This window comes from Actinospongiicola halichondriae, assembly GCF_049103745.1.
Classification (GTDB): Bacteria; Actinomycetota; Acidimicrobiia; order Acidimicrobiales; family Salinilacustritrichaceae; genus Salinilacustrithrix; species Salinilacustrithrix halichondriae.
In genome coordinates, this window is sequence record NZ_CP171622.1 from 683233 (window position 1) to 699547 (window position 16315).

Consider the following 16315-nt stretch of genomic DNA (forward strand, 5'->3'; position numbering starts at 1 on the left):
TCACCCGCTCCACACGGACTTGCGCTTGCGCAACATGTCGTAGAGCGCTTCCTGGATCTGCTGGCGGATCGCCTCGGACTCGTCCATCACCTTCGAGCGCGAATACCGGGGCTGATCCGGTGGCACGTCGAAGTGCACGGGGTCGAGCACCCGCAGCTTGAACTTGGCGGGGAACCAGAGCGCCGCACCCAGCGGCCCGAGCAGCGAACCGAACGTGAGCATGTTGGCGGTCACGGGGGCGTAGGGGAGGCCGAGCGCCTTGGCGAGCGGCGCCAGGTTGGCGAGCGTCGGCATCGACTCCTCGGCGCCCACGACGGCGATGGGGACGACGGGCACGCCGGCGCGCATCGCGATCTGGACGAACCCGCCCCGGCCGAACCGGCGGAGGCGGTATCGCTCGTTGAACGTCTTGCCCGGTCCCTTGGAGCCCTCGGGGAACACCAGGACGAGCTGGTTCTGCTCGCGGAGGAGGCGGTAGGCGTTGTCGGGGTGAGCGAGGACGCCGCCGCTGCGCGACCACAGCGTTCCGGCGACCGGCAGCTTCTTGAAGAGCTCGTCGGCCAGCCCGTAGACGGGTCGCTCGAGCTCGGTCTCGATCCCGTGCATGATCACCGGAGCATCGCTGGGCAGAGCGCCGGCGTGGTTGGCGACCAGCAGGGCGCCGCCGTCGCTCGGGATCTTCTCCAGACCCTCCCACTCGGCGCGGAACCAGTGTTCGTAGAACGGCCGGAACATCGCTCGGGCCGCGGCGCGGGTGCGTTCGGAGCGGCCCCACTCGTCGACGTCGGAGCGACGGGGGTCCTCGAGCGGGTCGGGTTCCGCCGCCGGCTGGGGCACCGGGACCAGATGCGCACCGGTGCGCGGGACCTCGGTGGTGGGACGGGCCATGAGGCGATGGTACGCGTCGGTCGCGAACCGCAGGGCATCCAGTTCCTGACTGGGATCTGACGGCCGGGGTCGAACGCGCCGATAGCGTCGACCGCGTGACTGCGGCGTCCGACACCCCACCGGCGGCGCCGCGCAAGCCAGGCCTCCGGGAGGCCGGTGCAGCGTTCGCCGTCCCCGAGTTCCGGCGGTTCTGGATCGGGGCGCTGGTCTCCAACAGCGGGTCGTGGATGCAGAACGTGTCGGTGCCGTTCGTGCTCTACCAGATGACCGAATCGGCGACGTGGGTCGGCGTGGCGTCGTTCGCACAGTTCTTCCCCGCCGTCCTGATGGGCCCGCTCGGTGGCTCGATCGCCGACCGGTTCCCACGTCGATCGGTGCTGCTGGTCGCCCAGGCGGCGATGGCCGCGATCGCGTTGGCGCTGTGGGCGTTGTGGTCCAGCGGTTCGGCGGCGCCGTGGAGCATCACCGTCCTGGTGGCGTTGCTGGGCGCCACCTCGGGGGTCGCGATCGGCTCGTGGCAGGCCTTCGTCTCCGAACTCGTGCCGCGCGACCTGCTGCTGAACGCCGTCACGCTCAACTCCGCCCAGTTCAACGGAGCGCGGGCGTTCGGCCCCGCACTCGGAGGGCTGGTGCTGGCGACCCTCGGACCGTCGGGGGCGTTCGCGCTCAACGCCCTGTCCTTCGTGGCCGTGCTCGGAGCGCTGGCGTCGATCCCGGGCCGCCCCGCAGCGATCGACCCGGCCGCCGAGCGATCGTCGGTGCTCGCGGAGACGAAGGAGACCGTCGGCTACATCCGGCGCATGCCGGGGATCGCTGCGTGCGTCCTGGTCGTGGCCTCGATCGGCTTCCTCGGGAGCCCCGTGTTCCCGCTCCTCGCCGTGTTCGCCGAAGAGGTGTTCGCCGTCAGCGACTCGCTCTACGGCCTGCTCGGCGCCGCGTTGGGCATCGGCGGCGTGTTGGCGACGCCGTTCGTCGCCGGCCGGGGGAGCGGGCTGCTCCGCTCGACGCTGGTCGGCCGCGGTCTTGCCATCTACGCGTTGTCGCTGGTGGCGTTCGCGTTGTCGCCGGTGTTCCCGATGGCCGTGGTGTCGTTGGCCGTCGCCGGCGGCGCCTACCTCGCCGTCGCCTCGACCCTGAACACGACGATCCAGGTCCAGGTGGCCGAGGAACGCCGCGGGAAGGTCCTCGCGCTCTACGTCATGGGACTCACGAGCAGCTACCCGATCGGCTCGTTGGTGCAGGGAGCCATCGCCGACCTGGTGGGGGTCCGGGCCGTGACCGCCCTCGCCGGCGGTGGGCTCCTGCTCGTGTGGCTGCGCATCCGGGCATCGGGCCGGTTCCAGATGATGGACCGCGCCGGGGACGACGCCCTCGGCTGATCGGTGACGAGGTCGCTCATGTGACCTCCCGTTCGAGCCCGGGTCGACAGGTCGCTCGACCTGGACACCACGAGCAGTGGGCGCCGGTGCGGAGTCGGGTGGGCGCGGTGCCCCATCGCGTCTCGATCATGGCGGTGACCGTCCGGACGACCCGTTCGGTCGCGGCCTCGAGGACGCCGGCAGTGACCGTCTCGGCGACGGGTTGGCCGGAGTCGAGGTACATGGTGGCGAGTCGGCGTGGCGGGAGGCCGATGCGCAAGGTGTCGATGAGCGCGTAGAAGCGCAGGTCGTCGACGTGGTGCGGATGCGCGCTCCCGGTCTTGAGGTCGATGATCACCTTCCCGGCGCGCAGCGCCTGGCCGAGCGTCAGGTCGGGTCGACCCGACAGCACGATCCGGCCGCCGCAGAGGTCGGCCCGGCTGCGGCCGTCGATGACCGGTCGCCAGCGCGGCTTCAGGGGTGGGAAGCACTCCTCGAACGCGGTCACCAGGTCGACCGAGGCGCTGCGCAGTTCGGCGAGGTCGACGGTCGTGAGGGTCCGCAGGAACGTGCCGGCCGAGCCGTACTCGTCCTCGAGGAGGTGGTCGATCGCGGCGTCGACCGCTCGGCCGGGTTCCACGGGCCCGCGCCAGTTCAGCGTCAACTCGATGGCCTTGTGGCTCACGGTGCCGCGCACCGCCGGGATGCTCCAGGAGAAGGGCGTGTCGAGCTGGGCCTGCCACCGGCCCGGGCACGCGTTGAACGCAGCCAGGGGGGTCTTGCCGACCCACAGGTCGGCACCGTCCGGGATCAGCGTGCTGACGTCGGCCAGGCGCTCCTCGAGTTCGGCGCGGAGCTCGGTGGCGATCTCGGGGCCGAGGTCGGGGGCGTCGTCGTGGTGTCGCCCGAGCAGGTCGATGACCCGCTGCTGCGCCGGTCGGTACTCGAGCGTGGAGGTGGTGGGTTCGCTCATGGGGAGACGATCGCACGAGGGGGGTGACAGGAATCCCTTCGGGCCCAGCCCCGGAGTTCTTGTCACCGGGCGTGGGGATGATGGTCCCGATGTCCTCCACGCTCGCCTTCGCCCACGCGGTCCGCACGCTCAGCGAGTCGTCGCGTCTCCAGGGTCTCGACGTGCCGATGTTCCGCAGTCCGCCCCGCTCGCCCACGGCCGTCCGCACGGTGCGCCGCACGCGTCGCGGGGTCACCATCGCCGTCGTCGTGGCCGACCGACCGTGGACCAATGTCCTCGCCGACCTCATCGACGGCATCGTGCTCGTCAACCACCTCGAGGGTCGTGAGGCGATCCGGTGCCGGACGGCGCTGTGGTCGGCGCTCGAACGCGACGAGGTCCTGGCGGCATGAACGCCGGGATCGGTCGCGTAGCGTCGGACGGCCATGGAGTCGTACCGGATCATCGCCAGCCATGCCGACCTCGACGGGGTGCCGGTCGACTTCTCCTACGCCGATGTCTTCGTGGTCCTCCGCGACGGCGCATCGGATCCGGCGCCCACCGACTGGGAGGCGCAGATCCACACCGACCGTGGGGTGCCCGTCGCCCAAGCTCGCCACGAGCTCGCATTCGAGATCGCTGACGGGACCTGCCTGCGAGGCCCGGCGATCCTGCGGTTCTCCGACGGCCATCGCCACCTGTTCCGGGGCGACGGCGAACTCGACGGGTTCGTGGCCGTCAGCCCCGAAGACCGGCGATGACCATGTCGAGGACGTCGTCGACCAGGCGGTCGACGCCCGTCTGATCGAAACCGAAGTCGAGGCTCAACGCGGTCGCACACCCGTGCACCGCCGCCCACACGGCCAACGACGCCGCAGCGGCGTCCGTCGCCGCGAACTCGCCCGACGCGATCCCGCGTTCCAGGGGCTCGGCGGCGGCCAGGAACACCTTGGTCGCCATGGGGAGTTCGTGCTCGACCCCGGTGCCGCCCACGTCGGGCGGATACAGGAACAGCACCTTGAACAGGTTCGGTTCGTCCAGTGAGTAGTCGATGTAGGCCCGGCTCAGGGCGCGGACCCGCTCGGCCGGATCCTGTGCGGCGACCTCGTCGAAGCGAGCCATGAGTGCGCCGAACTGGCGCTCGGCCAGCGCGCGTCGGAGATCCTCGAGATTCTCGACGTAGCCGTACAGCGCCGGTGCCGTCACCCCGAGTTCGCGGCCCAGCCCACGCAGCCCGAGCGCTTCCACCCCGTCAGACCGAACGATGCGTTCGGCGACGTCGACGATGCGTTCGCGAGAGAGGCCGGGGTCGGTCACGCCCGCGAGTTTACGGCGTTTAGACGGTGGTCCGGACAGATCGCCGTTCAGATGGAGCGGTCGGCCTCGGCCCAGTAGGGAGCGCGGAGATCGCGCTTGGCGACCTTGCCCACTTCGCTGCGGGGCAGCTCATCGACGACCTCGATGCGTCGCGGACGCTTGTACCCGGCCAGCAGTTCGCGACACCGCTGGTCCAACTCGTCGGCGAGACCCTCTGGAGCGTTCGGCGCTTCGACGATCGCCAGCACCGATTCGCCGAACTCGTCGTCGGGGATGCCGAACACCGCAGCGTCGTCGACGCTCGGGTGATCGGAGAGCACGGTCTCGATCTCGGCCGGGTAGATGTTGACGCCGCCGGAGATGATCATGTCGATCTTGCGGTCCGACAGGTGGAGGAAGCCCTCGTCGTCGAAGTAGCCGATGTCGCCCAGTGTGGCGACGCCCGGTTCGAGGTGGGCGTCGGCCGTCTTCTCGGGGGCGTTGTGGTACTCGAAGCTCGTTCCCATGATGCTCTTGAACCACAGGTTCCCGGGCACGTTCGGGCCGACACGGACTCCGTCGTCGTCGGTCACGAAGACCTCGACGATCGGCACGATCCGCCCGACACTGGTCGGTCGTTCCAGCCATTCCTCGGCCGAGATCATCGAGATGAACCCGCCCTCGGTGCCGCCGTAGAACTCCCACACGACCGGCCCGAGCCAGTCGATCATGGCCCGCTTCACGCGCGGAGAACACGGGGCGCCGCCGTGGTGCACGGCCACGAGGCTCGACGTGTCGTACCGCGATCGTACGTCGTCATCGAGACGGAGGAGTCGGGTGAACTGCGTCGGTACGAGGAACGAGTTGGTCACCCGTTCGCGTTCGATCATCGCCAGGAGCGACTCGGGGTCGAAGGCGTGCTGCATGGTGACCGTTGCACCCGACAGCAGCGAGAAGTAGGCGAACACCCACTGGGCCGAGTGGTAGACGGGTCCGGCCAGCGCGTACACGGGCTCGTCCTCGGCGAGGCTGAACATCGAGGTCGACCCGGCGAGCAGTTGCCACATGGCAGCGTCGCCACCGACGCCGGCGAGCGACCCGCGGACGCCCTTGGGCTTGCCGGTGGTGCCCGACGTGTAGAACATCACGCCGCCGCGGATGGGCTCGGGCGTCGTCGAAGCATCGACGTCGGTGAACGCCTTCCAGGTCTCGAAACCCTCGGGTGCGTCGGCGCCGATGACGATCGAAACGGCCGGTGCGCCGGCGCCGATGGCGACGTCGATCCAGCGCTCGTCGACGACGAAGGCGTCGGCTCCAGCGTCGTCGAGGATGTAGCGGACCTCGTCGGCCACGGCGTGCCAGTTGACCGGGACGACGAGGATCCCCGACTGGATGCAGGCCAGCGTCAGCTCGAAGAGTTCGATCTGGTTGCCCGCCATGACAGCGACGGTGCTGCCCTCGCCCAGGCCGCGGCCGGCCAGCGCCTGCCGGACCTGGTCGACGCGGCGGTCGAGCTCGGCCCACGTGACCCGTCGCCGGTCGTCGATCAACGCCACCGCCTCGGGTCGGTCGGTGGCGAAGTCCCCCAGGAGCAGGCTCATGTCCCGGACGCTAGCCCGATTGACCGTTCCAGGTAAACAGTGTTTACTCGCTGGATGGCTGCACTCGGCGGACGACGCCCGCACTCCCTGTCCCGACGCGGACTCCTCGGACGACGTGCGCTCCGGCGCTTCCTCTACGCGCAGATGGCGTTGCGCTCTGCCGTGATGATCGCCATCGGCCGCGAGGCGCCGCTGGTGCGGTTCACGGTCGAGAACGATCCGCCGTCGGTGTACTTCGTGTTCCGCATCCGCGATGCCGAGTGCGACCGACTGCTCGCCGATCTCGAACTCCCCGAGGGGACCGCGCTGGCACCCATCCGCTGCCTCGCCGACGACGCGCCCGAGTACCTGCTCACGCTCAACGTGTACCGGGTGTCGGGCATCACCAATGGTCTGCGGGCCGAGTGGTCGGTCTACGTCGAGGACGAGAACGGCGTGCCCCGCTACCTGGTCGTCGACGCCCGATCGAGCGGCCGTTCCATGGACCCGGTCGACGTCATCACCCCCGCGTCGCGGGTCGAGCATCGGCGCGACGGCGACGAGGTGACGATGGCGATCGGCCCCGAAGGAGCGTCGTTCGACGCGTCGTTCACGGTGCCGTCCGATGCCCCGATCGTTGCCAGCGCTCCGGAGTGGACGACGGCGAACGACGACATCTACTGGCGCAACGGCATCCACGACCGCACCTTCTACGACGCCGGCCTCGCTGCGCCCGACCAGATCCTCGTCGACCCGCCATCGGTGACCCTCACCGATGGATCGGCGTGGGCGGCCTACGTCGAACCGACCCCGGTGCACGTCCTGGTGTTCCGCCAGGCCATCGAGTTCGTCGTGTCGCCGTGGGCCAACGTCGACGAACTCGCCCGTCGCTGACCGGAAGTCGCACGCTGGCGCTCGGTGGGCTGGGGCGCTGAGTGACAGGCGCTCATCGGCGTCCTTGCGGCGGCGCCGAAGAACCGGCACTCGGTACGGCCCGGATTGACTCTGGGTTGCGGATCCGCGCGCCCGTGAAGGGAATCGCAACCCAGAACCAGTGGCGATCCGTTCTGGGCTTCGATTCCGCGCGCTGGTGAGTGGAATCGCAACCCGGAACGGAGAACCCGCACCGAGGTGCCGATATCGCAGGTGCGTCCGGCTGGGGCAGCGCGGCAGAAGGACGGTGCCGAGCGCTTGGTGCGGCTGACCTATCTCGGGGCCACTCAAGACCCGGCAGTCCGTGGGATGGTGGCCTCGATCCGACCGGCCTCGACGCGGACACCGGCTCGCGATTCCCAACTCGGTGTGCGGACGGTCATCCCCGATCCGGCAGTCGGGCCGGATCGGCGAGAGCCTGCCGTTCTTCGTCGTCTGAGTTGCACCAGCGCAACTCAGACGACGAGGAATCGGTCGACTGTTCCAGGTGTCGCTCGGTGGTGGTGGCTGCGTGCAGTGTCGGAGCGACACCCGTCGCCGAAGAACCGGCAACGGCGCTCTGCACGGCGAACTCAACGTCACAGCCGTCGGCCCCCGACGCCCACGACGTCGAGTTCAAGACCCCGAGGGACGTGGGTCAGCCGCCCAGTTCGTCGGCGATCTCGCGGGTGGTCCGGGCGACGTCGGGCTCGAGGGTCGCCAGCACGGCGTCGTCGAGTTCGCTTGCGAACGACATGCGCTCGGCGTCGACGGCGTCGACGGCCTGGGGCATCCAGGCGGCGTGCAGCAGCGCCGGCACGGTCTTGCCGTTCGGTGCCGACGCGACGGCGACCGGTCCGGCCCCGACGTCGCCGGCATCGAAGATCTCGACTCGGAAGCCGCGGTCGTTCTGCACGGCGAGCACGACGTAGCCGTCGTGGCCGCCGGGGTTCGGGCCCTTGTAGCGCCCGCCGGGATCGAGGCGCGGGGCGAAGGTCGGCGAGGTGATGAAGTCGTTGGTGTCCTTGTACTCCCAGCGCGACTTCTCCTCGAGCGACCCGCGCTCGAAGGTGACGAGCACGCCGGGGGTGTCGGAGGTCGGGATCGCGGATTCGTCGATGCGGTCGGCGTAGAAGTCGAGCGACCGGCGGGTGATGGCCCCGGGTCGGCACCCGTGGTACGCCACGTGGTGGAGCGTCGGCTTGGCGAGTCCTTCGGTGCACCAGTCCATGGCGGAGAGCTGGAGGTTCCACGACCAGTCGTCGCGCACGCTGACGACGTCGGTGAGCTTCGAGCTGGTCGGGTCGAGCGTGGCCTCGGACACCGTCTCGGGCGTGAGGCCCATGGAGTAGAGGCCGACGACCGAGGGATCGACAGGGTCGCCGTTGCGGTCGACGTCGTTCGGGCCGATGGGGAAGCCGAGGTCGAGCATGTCCATGTGCTCGAACACCACGCGCACGCCGGCGGTGTCATCCCACTGGCCGTAGAAGTGTCCGGGGGGCGGGCCCATGCGGAACGGAACGGCGGTGACCGGCTGGCCGGGGGGCGTGCGGTCGACCTCTTCCTTGCGAACGAGGTAGAGGCTGATCTCGTCGTCGATCGACACCGACTTCTCGCCGCCGAAGATCGCGACCGGGTCGGCCTTGAAGTTGCCGGAGTCCGACAGGATCAGCCAGTTCTGGGTCTGGGAGATCGTGTGCATCGAGCCGGCGACCTCGGCACCCTCGACCGGCCACTGCTTGGCGGTGGCGCCGTCACCGTCCCAACGCACGATGGTCGGCGCCTGCGCGAAGTCCCGTGCCATGTCGGGAACGAGCTTCACGGTCCACAGGCAGTCGCGGTCGGGGTCGACCACGGGGTGCGCGCTGGTGAAGAGGAACGGGAACACCGAACCCAGCTCGATGCTCTGGCCGCCCCAGGCGTCCATCGAGCCGGCGTCGCCCAGCCACTGGAGGCTGACGGGGTCGAGCTCGCTCGGACGACCGACGTCCCAGGTCGCGAACAGGCGGTCGCCCCAGGGGAGGGGGGCGGTGTTGGCCATGTTGGGCGGGCCGAGCGGCGTGGTGTAGCCGGTCGGGCCGGGGACGAACAGCTCGGGGCGGCGCTCGTAGAGCCGTCGCGACGGCGAGTCGATGATGTTGGTCCGCCACGCCAGCGACGCCGGCCCGGCACCGTGCTTGCCCGGTGCGAGCGACAGCCGATTCATCATCCCGAAGCCGAAGAAGCCATGGGCGAGGGCGGGGTCGGGGAGCGGGCCGCTGATCACCATCTCGCCGGTGAGATCAGCCGGCCACGTGCCGGCGGTGACCTCGAGGTCGAAGTCGCTCGGGCTCGCGCTGAGGAGGGACGTGGGAATCGGCATCGGGAGGCTCCGCGGGTCTGGACGTTTTCCGGAGCGTACAGTAAACACTGTTTAGTGACCAGAGGGGAATGTTGATGGAAGCCACGCTCGAGGAACGCATCCGTGCCGAACTGGCCGACGGTGCGGAACGAACCGGACCGCCCGAGGGTGCGGTGCCGGTGCCGCCGATCCCGGTCGAGCGGTACCGCGACCCGGCCTTCTTCGCGCTCGAACAGGAGCGCCTGTGGGGGCGGACGTGGTTGTTCGCCGGTCATGAATCCGAACTCGCCGAGCCCGGCAGCTACCGGCTGTTCACCCGCTCGGGCGCGCCGATCCTGATCGTGCGCGGCCACGACGGCGTGGTCCGCGCCTTCTACAACAGCTGTCGTCACCGTGGCGCGCCCGTGGTGCGCGACGACTGCGGTGTGGCCAAACGGCTGACGTGTCAGTACCACTCGTGGTCCTACGACACCGTCGGCGAACTGCGCGCCGTTCCCGACTCGCGTTCCTTCGCCGGACTCGACGAGTCGGACCTCGGCCTCGTGCCGGTGCGGTGCGAGTCGTGGCAGGGGTTCCTGTTCGTCACCGAGGACCCGGACGCTCCGGCCCTCACCGACTACCTCGGTCCGCTCACCGAGCAGATGGCCGAGATCGACGGCTCGTCGCTCCGGGTCCTGGGTCGCCAGAACCACCACATCGAGTGCAACTGGAAGCTGCTCGTCGACGCCTTCGTCGAGGTGTACCACATCCGTACGGTGCACCCGGACAACGCCGCGCTGCTCTACGACGACCGCCGGACCACCGTCGCGATGCTCCCCAACGGGCACTCGCGGCTCACCGTGGCCAAGAAGGAGGAGATGATCCCCTTCGTCGCTCCGTCGCCCGAAGCCGACAACCCCTCGGTCGGCGCGCTGTGGCGTGAGACGAGCACCTCGTTCGGCATCTTCCCAAACATCGTCGCTCCCATGGACACCGGCGCCTTCGCCTGGATCTGCATGTGGCCCGACGGCCAACGCGCCACCGACCTCGAGTTGGTGTGGTTCGCCCCGGCGTGGGGCGAGGGTGAGCCGCTCGAGGAACACCTCATGCGGATGACGCTGTTCGAGACCGTCATGGCCCAGGACACGGCGAACATGAACGCCATCCAGCGCTCGGTCGACTCACGTGGCGCGCAGCCGTTCCAGATCGGTTGGCACGAACGGCTGATCCATCACTTCCACCGGTCGCTCGATCTCGCGATCGGCGACGTGCCGGACGGCTGCGCGGTCTCCGATGCGTTGGACGGCCGCGTCGAGCAGGCCTGAGCCTCCGGTGACCGTGCTCGGGTCAGAGCAGTCCGCTGTAGCTGCCCCCGTCGACCGGGATCGCGGCGCCGGTGATGAACCGCGCCGACTCCGAGCACAGGAATGCCGCCACGCGACCGAAGTCGTCGGGGTCGCCGACGGTTCCGGTCGGGACCGTGCGGGCCAGAGCGTCGAGGTCGCTGCCGAGCGAGCGCAGACGGTCGGTGGCGTGCAGACCCGGCTGGACCGAGTTGACCGTGACCCCGTCGCCGGCGACCTCGGTGGCCAGCGTCTTGAGGAAGCCGGTCAGTCCGGCGCGTGCCGTGTTCGACAGGATCAGGTGGGCGATGGGCTGGCGCACCGAGATCGACGTGATGGCGACGATGCGGCCCCATCCGCGCGCACGCATCGCGGGCACGACGCCCTCGCACATGGCCACTGCCGACAGCAGGTTCAGCTCCAGCGCTGCCGGATAGGCCTCGGTCGGCGTGGTGGCGAATGTCCCTGCGGGCGGCCCGCCGGCGTTGGTGACCAGGATGTCGATCCCACCCAGCGCCTCGGTGGCGGCGTCGACGAACGCGGTGGCACCTTCGATCGTGCCGACGTCGCCGGCGATCGGGATCCCTCCGGGGACCGACTCGGTCGCGTCGTGCAGTCGTTCGGCATCGCGGCCGTTCGTGACCACGCTGCATCCGGCGGCGGCGAGCGCTCGCGCCACGCCGAGGCCCAGACCAGCCGAACTGGCGGCCACGGCCGCACGCTTTCCGTTGATGCCGAGATCCATGGCGGGGCACCGTATGCGTCCGCGGCCCACGACGTCCGAACCCCGGGAGCCTGACCGATGACCACCCTGATCCGTGGCGGACGCCTGATCGACGGGACCGGTGCACCAGCGGTCGACGCCGACGTCCTCCTCGACGATGACGAGATCGTGGCCGTCGGACCCGGCCTCGACGACTCGTCGGCCGACGACGGATCGGTCGACGTGATCGACGCCTCCGGGCTCACCGTGATGCCGGGTCTGATCGACGCCCACGTGCACTGCACGTTCGACGACGTGGCCTCGAACGACGAGCTCTTCCACCACCGGAGCGCCGCGACCGCTGCGCTCGTCGCCGGCTTCAACGTCCAGAAGATGCTGCGCGCCGGCGTCACCTCGGTCATGGACCCCGACACGATCTTCGAGATCGGTCCGGCGCTGCGCGACGCCGTCGATGCCGGCGTGGTCGAGGGGCCACGGATCGCCACGGGCGTGTCGGCGCTCCTCACCTCGGTCGGCGGCACGGCCGGGCGGATGATCCCCGATCAGGGCGGCGCCGGATACGCACAGGTGGTCACCACGACGGCCGAGATGGTCGCCGAGACCCGTCGGCACATCAAGCACGGCGCCGACTGGATCAAGATCCACGCCACCGGTTCGATCCCGCGCCACCGCGGCGAGCTCCTGGTGTGGACCGCCGACGAGTTGCGAGCTGTCTGTGAGACCGCCCACGCGCTCGACACGCCGGTGGCGGCGCACTGTCGCAGCGCCGAGTCGACCAGGGTTGCGGCGGAGGCTGGTGTCGACCTCATCCTCCACGCGTCGTTCATGGACGACACAGCGCTCGAAGCGGTGGTCGAGCACGGGGCATCGTTGTGCCCGACGTTCACCTTCCTCGCGAACCTGGCCGACCACGGCCACCTCGTCGGTGCCGGTGTCGGGATGAAGGACATCTTCCGGGGTGAGATCGAGGCCACGGGCGAGATGATGCGCCGGGCCCACGACGCCGGCGTCCCGCTCCTCACCGGCAGCGAGTCGGGCTTCGCCCTCACGCCGTACGGCCACTGGCACGCACGCGAGATCGAACTGTTCGTCGAGGTACTCGGCCTCAGCCCGCTCGAGGCGATCCGCTGTGCCACCGAGCGAGGTGGGATCGCCATGCGCATGCCCGGTGAGGTCGGCGTGATCCGCGTCGGTGCTCGAGCCGACCTCCTGGTCGTCGACGGCATGCCCGATCGTGACGTGTCGGTGCTGTCGGATCGGAGCCGCTTCCGGCACGTCATCAGCCGCGGCACGCCGGTCGACCTCGAACGGCCCTGGCCCGAGCGTGAATCCATCCACGGTGAGCGGGTCTCGGTGTGGGCCTCCGAGGTCCTCACCCGCGAGCGGACGATCGGAGCCGAGTCGTGACCTCCCTCCTCGTCACCGGCGGCGCAGCAGGCATCGGCGCGGCCATCGCCTCCGAAGGCGTGCGCCGTGGATGGCGGGTCGGTGTCATCGACCGCGAAGCGAGCGACGTCGACGGCGTCACGTCGTTCCGCGCCGACGTGACCGATGCGGCGGCGGTCGTCGACGTCGTCGACGAGTTCGGCGCTCCGGACATCACGGTCAACAACGCCGGCTTGGTGCGGTTCGGTCCGCTGGTCGACCTGTCGGTGGACGACTGGCGCTCGGTCGTCGACGTGAACCTGACCGGCACGTTCCTCGTGGCCCGCACGGTGGCCCGTGCCGTCCAGGCCGCAGGGTCGACCGCAGCGATCGTCAACATCTCGTCGATGAACGGCATCGTTCCCGGACCCAAGAGCGGTGCCTACGGCTCGACCAAGGCGGCCATCGGATTGTTGACCCAGCAGATGGCGCTGGAGTGGGCGCCCGACATCCGGGTCAACGCGGTCGCCCCGGGTCTCATCGACGCGGGCATGTCCGCGCCGATCTACGCCGACGCCGAGGCGCGGCGTGCGCGCGAGGGACGGGTGCCGCTCGGACGGCTGGGCACCGAACGCGACATCGTCGACGCCACGCTCTGGTTGGCTTCCGACGAGGCGCGCTATGTCACCGGCCAGACACTGCTGGTCGACGGTGGGGTCACGATGTCGATGCTGACGACGTTGCCCCGGCCGGCCGCAGTCGAGGAGCCCACGTGAGCGAGGTGCTCCTCCTCACCGGGGGCCGCGGACATCCGGCGGAGGCGACGGCGGCGACGCTCACGCAGGCCTTCGGCGACCTCGGTCTCGGCGTCGACGCGACCGACGACGTGGAAGGCGGACTGGAGCGACTCGACGCCGGACGTCATGTCCTGCTGGCCGTCAACGCACTGCAGTTCACGATGACCGACCCGCGCTACGACGAGGTGCGGGAGGCCGAGGCGTTCACCCTCTCGCCCGCCGGTCGGTCCTCGATCGAGGCGTGGCACGCGGGCGGCGGCCCGATCCTGGCGATCCACACCGCCCTGCTCTGCTTCGACGACTGGCCCGGTTGGGCGAGCATCGTGGGCGGGCGGTGGGACTGGAGTCGCTCGTCGCATCCCCCGATCGGAACGGTCGAGGTCCAGGCGGGCGACCACGACTTCACCGTCGTCGACGAGTGCTACCAGGACCTCGACATCGACCCTGGCGTCGAGGTCGTGGCCGCGAGCGCCGGTGGCCATCCGCTCGCCTGGTTCCGACCTCGATTCCGGGACCAGGGCTCCGGGGCCGTCGCCGTCGACCTCCTGGGCCACGACCATCGCTCACTCGACCACCCCGGCCACCGACGCCTGCTCCGCGGTCTGGTCGAACGTCTCCGGGAGACCGACTCATGACCATGCACACCGTCTCGACCCACGACGCTGCGATCGAGGTCTTCCGCAATCGGAACCTCCGCCAGGCCCTCTACGACGCCGGCGACGTCGTGATGGCCGACGTGCTGGTGAACCTGCACGGCGACGAGCACCGCGACCGGCGTCGGTTGGAGAACCGTCTCTACCGGCGCGAGACGCTCGTCCGCTACGAGCGCGAACTGTTCCCCGACATCCTCGAGGACACGTTGGCTCCGCACGTGGAACGCGGTCATGCCGAGCTGGTCTCGCTGGGACACCAGCTCATGATGAACCTCGCCGCGCTGACCGCGGGGGTAGACCGCCCGTTGGGGACGCCCGAGGAGACCGGGCGTCTCTACGACTATCTCCGGATCTTCATCGAGGGCGCGACCCTGGCCCACTACACCGGCGACCGAGAGGCGAAGCGCGCCGAGGTCGAGCAGGCGCTCGTCGACTTCGACGTCGAGTTCCTCGCGCCGTCGATCGAGCGACGGCTGGCGCTGGCGGTCGAGGACCGTCCACGCGACGTCCTGACCGTCCTCCTCGACAACGACGACGACCTCCATCTGCCGCACGAGGTCGTCCGTCGAGAGATCGCCTTCTACCTGTTGGCAGGAGCGCACACGTCGGCGACGGCGTTCACCCGCGTGCTCCACCAGATGTTCGAGTGGTTCGCCGCACATCCCGAAGATCAGGAACTGGGCACCGACATCGACTTCGTCCAGGCGTGCACGAACGAGACCATCCGGCTCGAGCCGTCGAGTCCGGTGGCGGTCCGTCGAGCCGAGGCCGCGGTCTCGCTCGCCTGCGGTCTGGATCTGGCGGTCGGCGACGAGGTCACCATCGACCTGCTCGCGGTGAACCGGGACCGAGCGGTGTGGGGCGACGACGCCGACACGTTCGATCCACGACGGGTGGCTCCTGACCGCGTGCCGGCGTGGGGTCTCTCGCTGGGCAGCGGCATGCACCACTGCATCGGGGCCGAGCTCGCCGCCGGAGCGATCCTCGAGAACGACCGTCTGCGCGGGCTGGTGCCGACCAGCGTGAGTCGGATGTTCGAACTCGGCTGCGCTCCCGATCCGTCCGATGCACCCGAGCGCGACCCCGACACGGCTCGTCCCTACTTCGCTCGCTATCCGGTGGTGTTCACCCCGTGACCCGCATCATCGACGTCCACGCCCACGCGGTCCTGGCCGACACCTTCGGGATGGCCGGGGCGGCCGGGCCCTTCCTCACCGACACGCCGGACGGACCGCGCTTCTCGGTCGGCGACTGGCATCTCGACGGCGTCGACTACCGCGGCACGGCCTTCATGGATCTCGACGTCCGCCTCGCGCGGATGGACGAGGTCGGCGTCGACCTCCAGGTGTTGTCACCGAACCCGCTGACGTGGTTCCACGGCCTTCCGGTCGACGACGCCGTCGCGTTCTGCCGCGCGCACAACGACGCGATGTCGTCGCTGGTGGCCGACCACCAGGACCGTGTGGTCGGTCTCGCCCAACTCCCGGCCCAGGCGCCGGAGGCTGCCGCCACCGAGGCGGCGCGCGCCGTGGCGCTGCCGGGGATCGTGGGCCTCGCCATCGGCACCGCCGTGGGGCGGTCGCTCGACGACCCGGCGTTGGATCCGATCTGGTGTGCGGCCGAGGCGCTCGACGTGCCGATCTTCCTCCACCCCGCCCCGCCCGGAGTGGGCGGCGGAGCCGACGACCGCTTCGCTCGCCACGACTTCGAGTTGTACGGCGGTTTCGCCAACGAGGAGGGGCTCGCGGTCGTCGCCCTCGTGTGCGGCGGTGTGCTGGACCGCTTCCCGGCCCTGGACGTGTGCATCTCGCACGGCGGTGGATCGATGCCGATGCTCGCCGACCGCATGCGGCACGCGATGGCGACCCGACCGGGTGGATCGGGCGATCCCGACGACGTCGACCGCGGTCTCCGGCGTCTGTGGTTCGACAACCACGTCGGGGGAGCAGTCGCCGCGACCGCCCTCGTGGGCACCGTCGGCACCGCCCGGATCGTGCTCGGGACCAACTTCGCCGGTTGGGACGACACCGGCCCACACGCCTACGGGGTCGACCCTGCGGTGCTCGCCGACAACGCGGAGCGCCTCCTGCGCCTGTAGCTCATTGCCCACGATCGCTAAACACTGTA

The 16315-nt window shown here is 69.9% G+C and carries 16 protein-coding genes; 10 read left to right on the forward strand and 6 right to left on the reverse strand.

All coding sequences use genetic code 11. The annotated features are described in order from the left end of the window. Positions 1-888 carry a lysophospholipid acyltransferase family protein gene (locus AB8619_RS03500; protein ID WP_436795070.1) on the reverse strand — a complete coding sequence of 296 codons (888 nt, stop codon included), beginning with the start codon at positions 886-888 and terminating at the stop codon, positions 1-3. A 95-nt stretch (positions 889-983) separates the two neighbouring features. Here AB8619_RS03500 and AB8619_RS03505 point away from each other — a divergent pair, with 95 nt between their 5' ends. Then, positions 984-2267: an MFS transporter gene (locus AB8619_RS03505; RefSeq protein ID WP_436795071.1), complete on the forward strand. Its 1284-nt coding sequence runs from the start codon at positions 984-986 to the stop codon at positions 2265-2267. A 16-nt stretch (positions 2268-2283) separates the two neighbouring features. On the opposite strand, the gene AB8619_RS03510 is transcribed toward AB8619_RS03505, so the two are convergent. After that, positions 2284-3219: a PD-(D/E)XK nuclease family protein gene (locus AB8619_RS03510; protein WP_436795072.1), complete on the reverse strand. Its 936-nt coding sequence runs from the start codon at positions 3217-3219 to the stop codon at positions 2284-2286. An 89-nt stretch (positions 3220-3308) separates the two neighbouring features. On the opposite strand from AB8619_RS03510, the gene AB8619_RS03515 reads away from it, so the two are divergent. After that, positions 3309-3611, forward strand: a complete 303-nt coding sequence (locus AB8619_RS03515) for a hypothetical protein (protein ID WP_436795073.1) — start codon at positions 3309-3311, stop codon at positions 3609-3611. A 33-nt stretch (positions 3612-3644) separates the two neighbouring features. Further along, positions 3645-3959, forward strand: a complete 315-nt coding sequence (locus AB8619_RS03520; protein WP_436795074.1) for a hypothetical protein — start codon at positions 3645-3647, stop codon at positions 3957-3959. Here AB8619_RS03520 and AB8619_RS03525 read toward each other — a convergent pair. Both AB8619_RS03525 and AB8619_RS03530 read right to left on the reverse strand, forming a co-directional pair. Continuing rightward, positions 3937-4515, reverse strand: coding sequence for a TetR/AcrR family transcriptional regulator (locus tag AB8619_RS03525; protein WP_436795075.1), 579 nt, complete (start codon positions 4513-4515; stop codon positions 3937-3939). The two genes, AB8619_RS03520 and AB8619_RS03525, sit on opposite strands and share 23 nt — an antisense overlap. Before the next feature lie 47 nt (positions 4516-4562). After that, positions 4563-6095, reverse strand: a complete 1533-nt coding sequence (locus AB8619_RS03530; protein ID WP_436795076.1) for an AMP-binding protein — start codon at positions 6093-6095, stop codon at positions 4563-4565. A 54-nt stretch (positions 6096-6149) separates the two neighbouring features. On the opposite strand from AB8619_RS03530, the gene AB8619_RS03535 reads away from it, so the two are divergent. Then, complete coding sequence (locus AB8619_RS03535; RefSeq protein WP_436795077.1) at positions 6150-6968, forward strand: hypothetical protein; 819 nt, start codon at positions 6150-6152, stop codon at positions 6966-6968. 676 nt (positions 6969-7644) lie between these two features. Here the strand turns inward: AB8619_RS03535 and AB8619_RS03540 are convergent. Next, positions 7645-9348 (reverse strand): carotenoid oxygenase family protein, encoded by a 1704-nt coding sequence (locus AB8619_RS03540; protein WP_436795078.1) that lies wholly within the window; start codon positions 9346-9348, stop codon positions 7645-7647. Between the two features lie 74 nt (positions 9349-9422). On the opposite strand from AB8619_RS03540, the gene AB8619_RS03545 reads away from it, so the two are divergent. Next, complete coding sequence (locus AB8619_RS03545) at positions 9423-10631, forward strand: aromatic ring-hydroxylating oxygenase subunit alpha (protein ID WP_436795079.1); 1209 nt, start codon at positions 9423-9425, stop codon at positions 10629-10631. A 22-nt stretch (positions 10632-10653) separates the two neighbouring features. On the opposite strand, the gene AB8619_RS03550 is transcribed toward AB8619_RS03545, so the two are convergent. Then, complete coding sequence (locus AB8619_RS03550) at positions 10654-11394, reverse strand: SDR family oxidoreductase (RefSeq protein WP_436795080.1); 741 nt, start codon at positions 11392-11394, stop codon at positions 10654-10656. Between the two features lie 57 nt (positions 11395-11451). Between AB8619_RS03550 and AB8619_RS03555 the strand changes: the two genes are divergently transcribed. From AB8619_RS03555 to AB8619_RS03575, 5 genes are read left to right on the forward strand one after another with little or no spacing between them, the layout of a single operon-like run. Continuing rightward, positions 11452-12780: an amidohydrolase family protein gene (locus tag AB8619_RS03555; RefSeq protein ID WP_436795081.1), complete on the forward strand. Its 1329-nt coding sequence runs from the start codon at positions 11452-11454 to the stop codon at positions 12778-12780. Beyond that, positions 12777-13514 (forward strand): SDR family NAD(P)-dependent oxidoreductase, encoded by a 738-nt coding sequence (locus AB8619_RS03560; protein WP_436795082.1) that lies wholly within the window; start codon positions 12777-12779, stop codon positions 13512-13514. The genes AB8619_RS03555 and AB8619_RS03560 overlap by 4 nt, the downstream gene beginning before the upstream one ends. Beyond that, positions 13511-14170, forward strand: coding sequence for a ThuA domain-containing protein (locus tag AB8619_RS03565; RefSeq protein ID WP_436795083.1), 660 nt, complete (start codon positions 13511-13513; stop codon positions 14168-14170). The genes AB8619_RS03560 and AB8619_RS03565 overlap by 4 nt, the downstream gene beginning before the upstream one ends. Continuing rightward, positions 14167-15324: a cytochrome P450 gene (locus AB8619_RS03570; protein WP_436795084.1), complete on the forward strand. Its 1158-nt coding sequence runs from the start codon at positions 14167-14169 to the stop codon at positions 15322-15324. Before AB8619_RS03565 ends, AB8619_RS03570 begins: the two co-directional genes overlap by 4 nt. Continuing rightward, positions 15321-16286, forward strand: coding sequence for an amidohydrolase family protein (locus AB8619_RS03575; protein ID WP_436795085.1), 966 nt, complete (start codon positions 15321-15323; stop codon positions 16284-16286). The genes AB8619_RS03570 and AB8619_RS03575 overlap by 4 nt, the downstream gene beginning before the upstream one ends. Positions 16287-16315 lie beyond the last annotated feature (29 nt).

What these genes read in the sequence shown, in the direction of transcription:
- AB8619_RS03500 (WP_436795070.1), bottom strand. Translation starts at nt 888, where the DNA reads ATGGCCCGTCCCACCACCGAGGTCCCGCGCACCGGTGCGCATCTGGTC.
- AB8619_RS03510 (WP_436795072.1), bottom strand. Translation starts at nt 3,219, where the DNA reads ATGAGCGAACCCACCACCTCCACGCTCGAGTACCGACCGGCGCAGCAG.
- AB8619_RS03515 (WP_436795073.1), top strand. Translation starts at nt 3,309, where the DNA reads ATGTCCTCCACGCTCGCCTTCGCCCACGCGGTCCGCACGCTCAGCGAG.
- AB8619_RS03520 (WP_436795074.1), top strand. Translation starts at nt 3,645, where the DNA reads ATGGAGTCGTACCGGATCATCGCCAGCCATGCCGACCTCGACGGGGTG.
- AB8619_RS03530 (WP_436795076.1), bottom strand. Translation starts at nt 6,095, where the DNA reads ATGAGCCTGCTCCTGGGGGACTTCGCCACCGACCGACCCGAGGCGGTG.
- AB8619_RS03535 (WP_436795077.1), top strand. Translation starts at nt 6,150, where the DNA reads ATGGCTGCACTCGGCGGACGACGCCCGCACTCCCTGTCCCGACGCGGA.
- AB8619_RS03540 (WP_436795078.1), bottom strand. Translation starts at nt 9,348, where the DNA reads ATGCCGATTCCCACGTCCCTCCTCAGCGCGAGCCCGAGCGACTTCGAC.
- AB8619_RS03545 (WP_436795079.1), top strand. Translation starts at nt 9,423, where the DNA reads ATGGAAGCCACGCTCGAGGAACGCATCCGTGCCGAACTGGCCGACGGT.
- AB8619_RS03550 (WP_436795080.1), bottom strand. Translation starts at nt 11,394, where the DNA reads ATGGATCTCGGCATCAACGGAAAGCGTGCGGCCGTGGCCGCCAGTTCG.
- AB8619_RS03555 (WP_436795081.1), top strand. Translation starts at nt 11,452, where the DNA reads ATGACCACCCTGATCCGTGGCGGACGCCTGATCGACGGGACCGGTGCA.
- AB8619_RS03570 (WP_436795084.1), top strand. Translation starts at nt 14,167, where the DNA reads ATGACCATGCACACCGTCTCGACCCACGACGCTGCGATCGAGGTCTTC.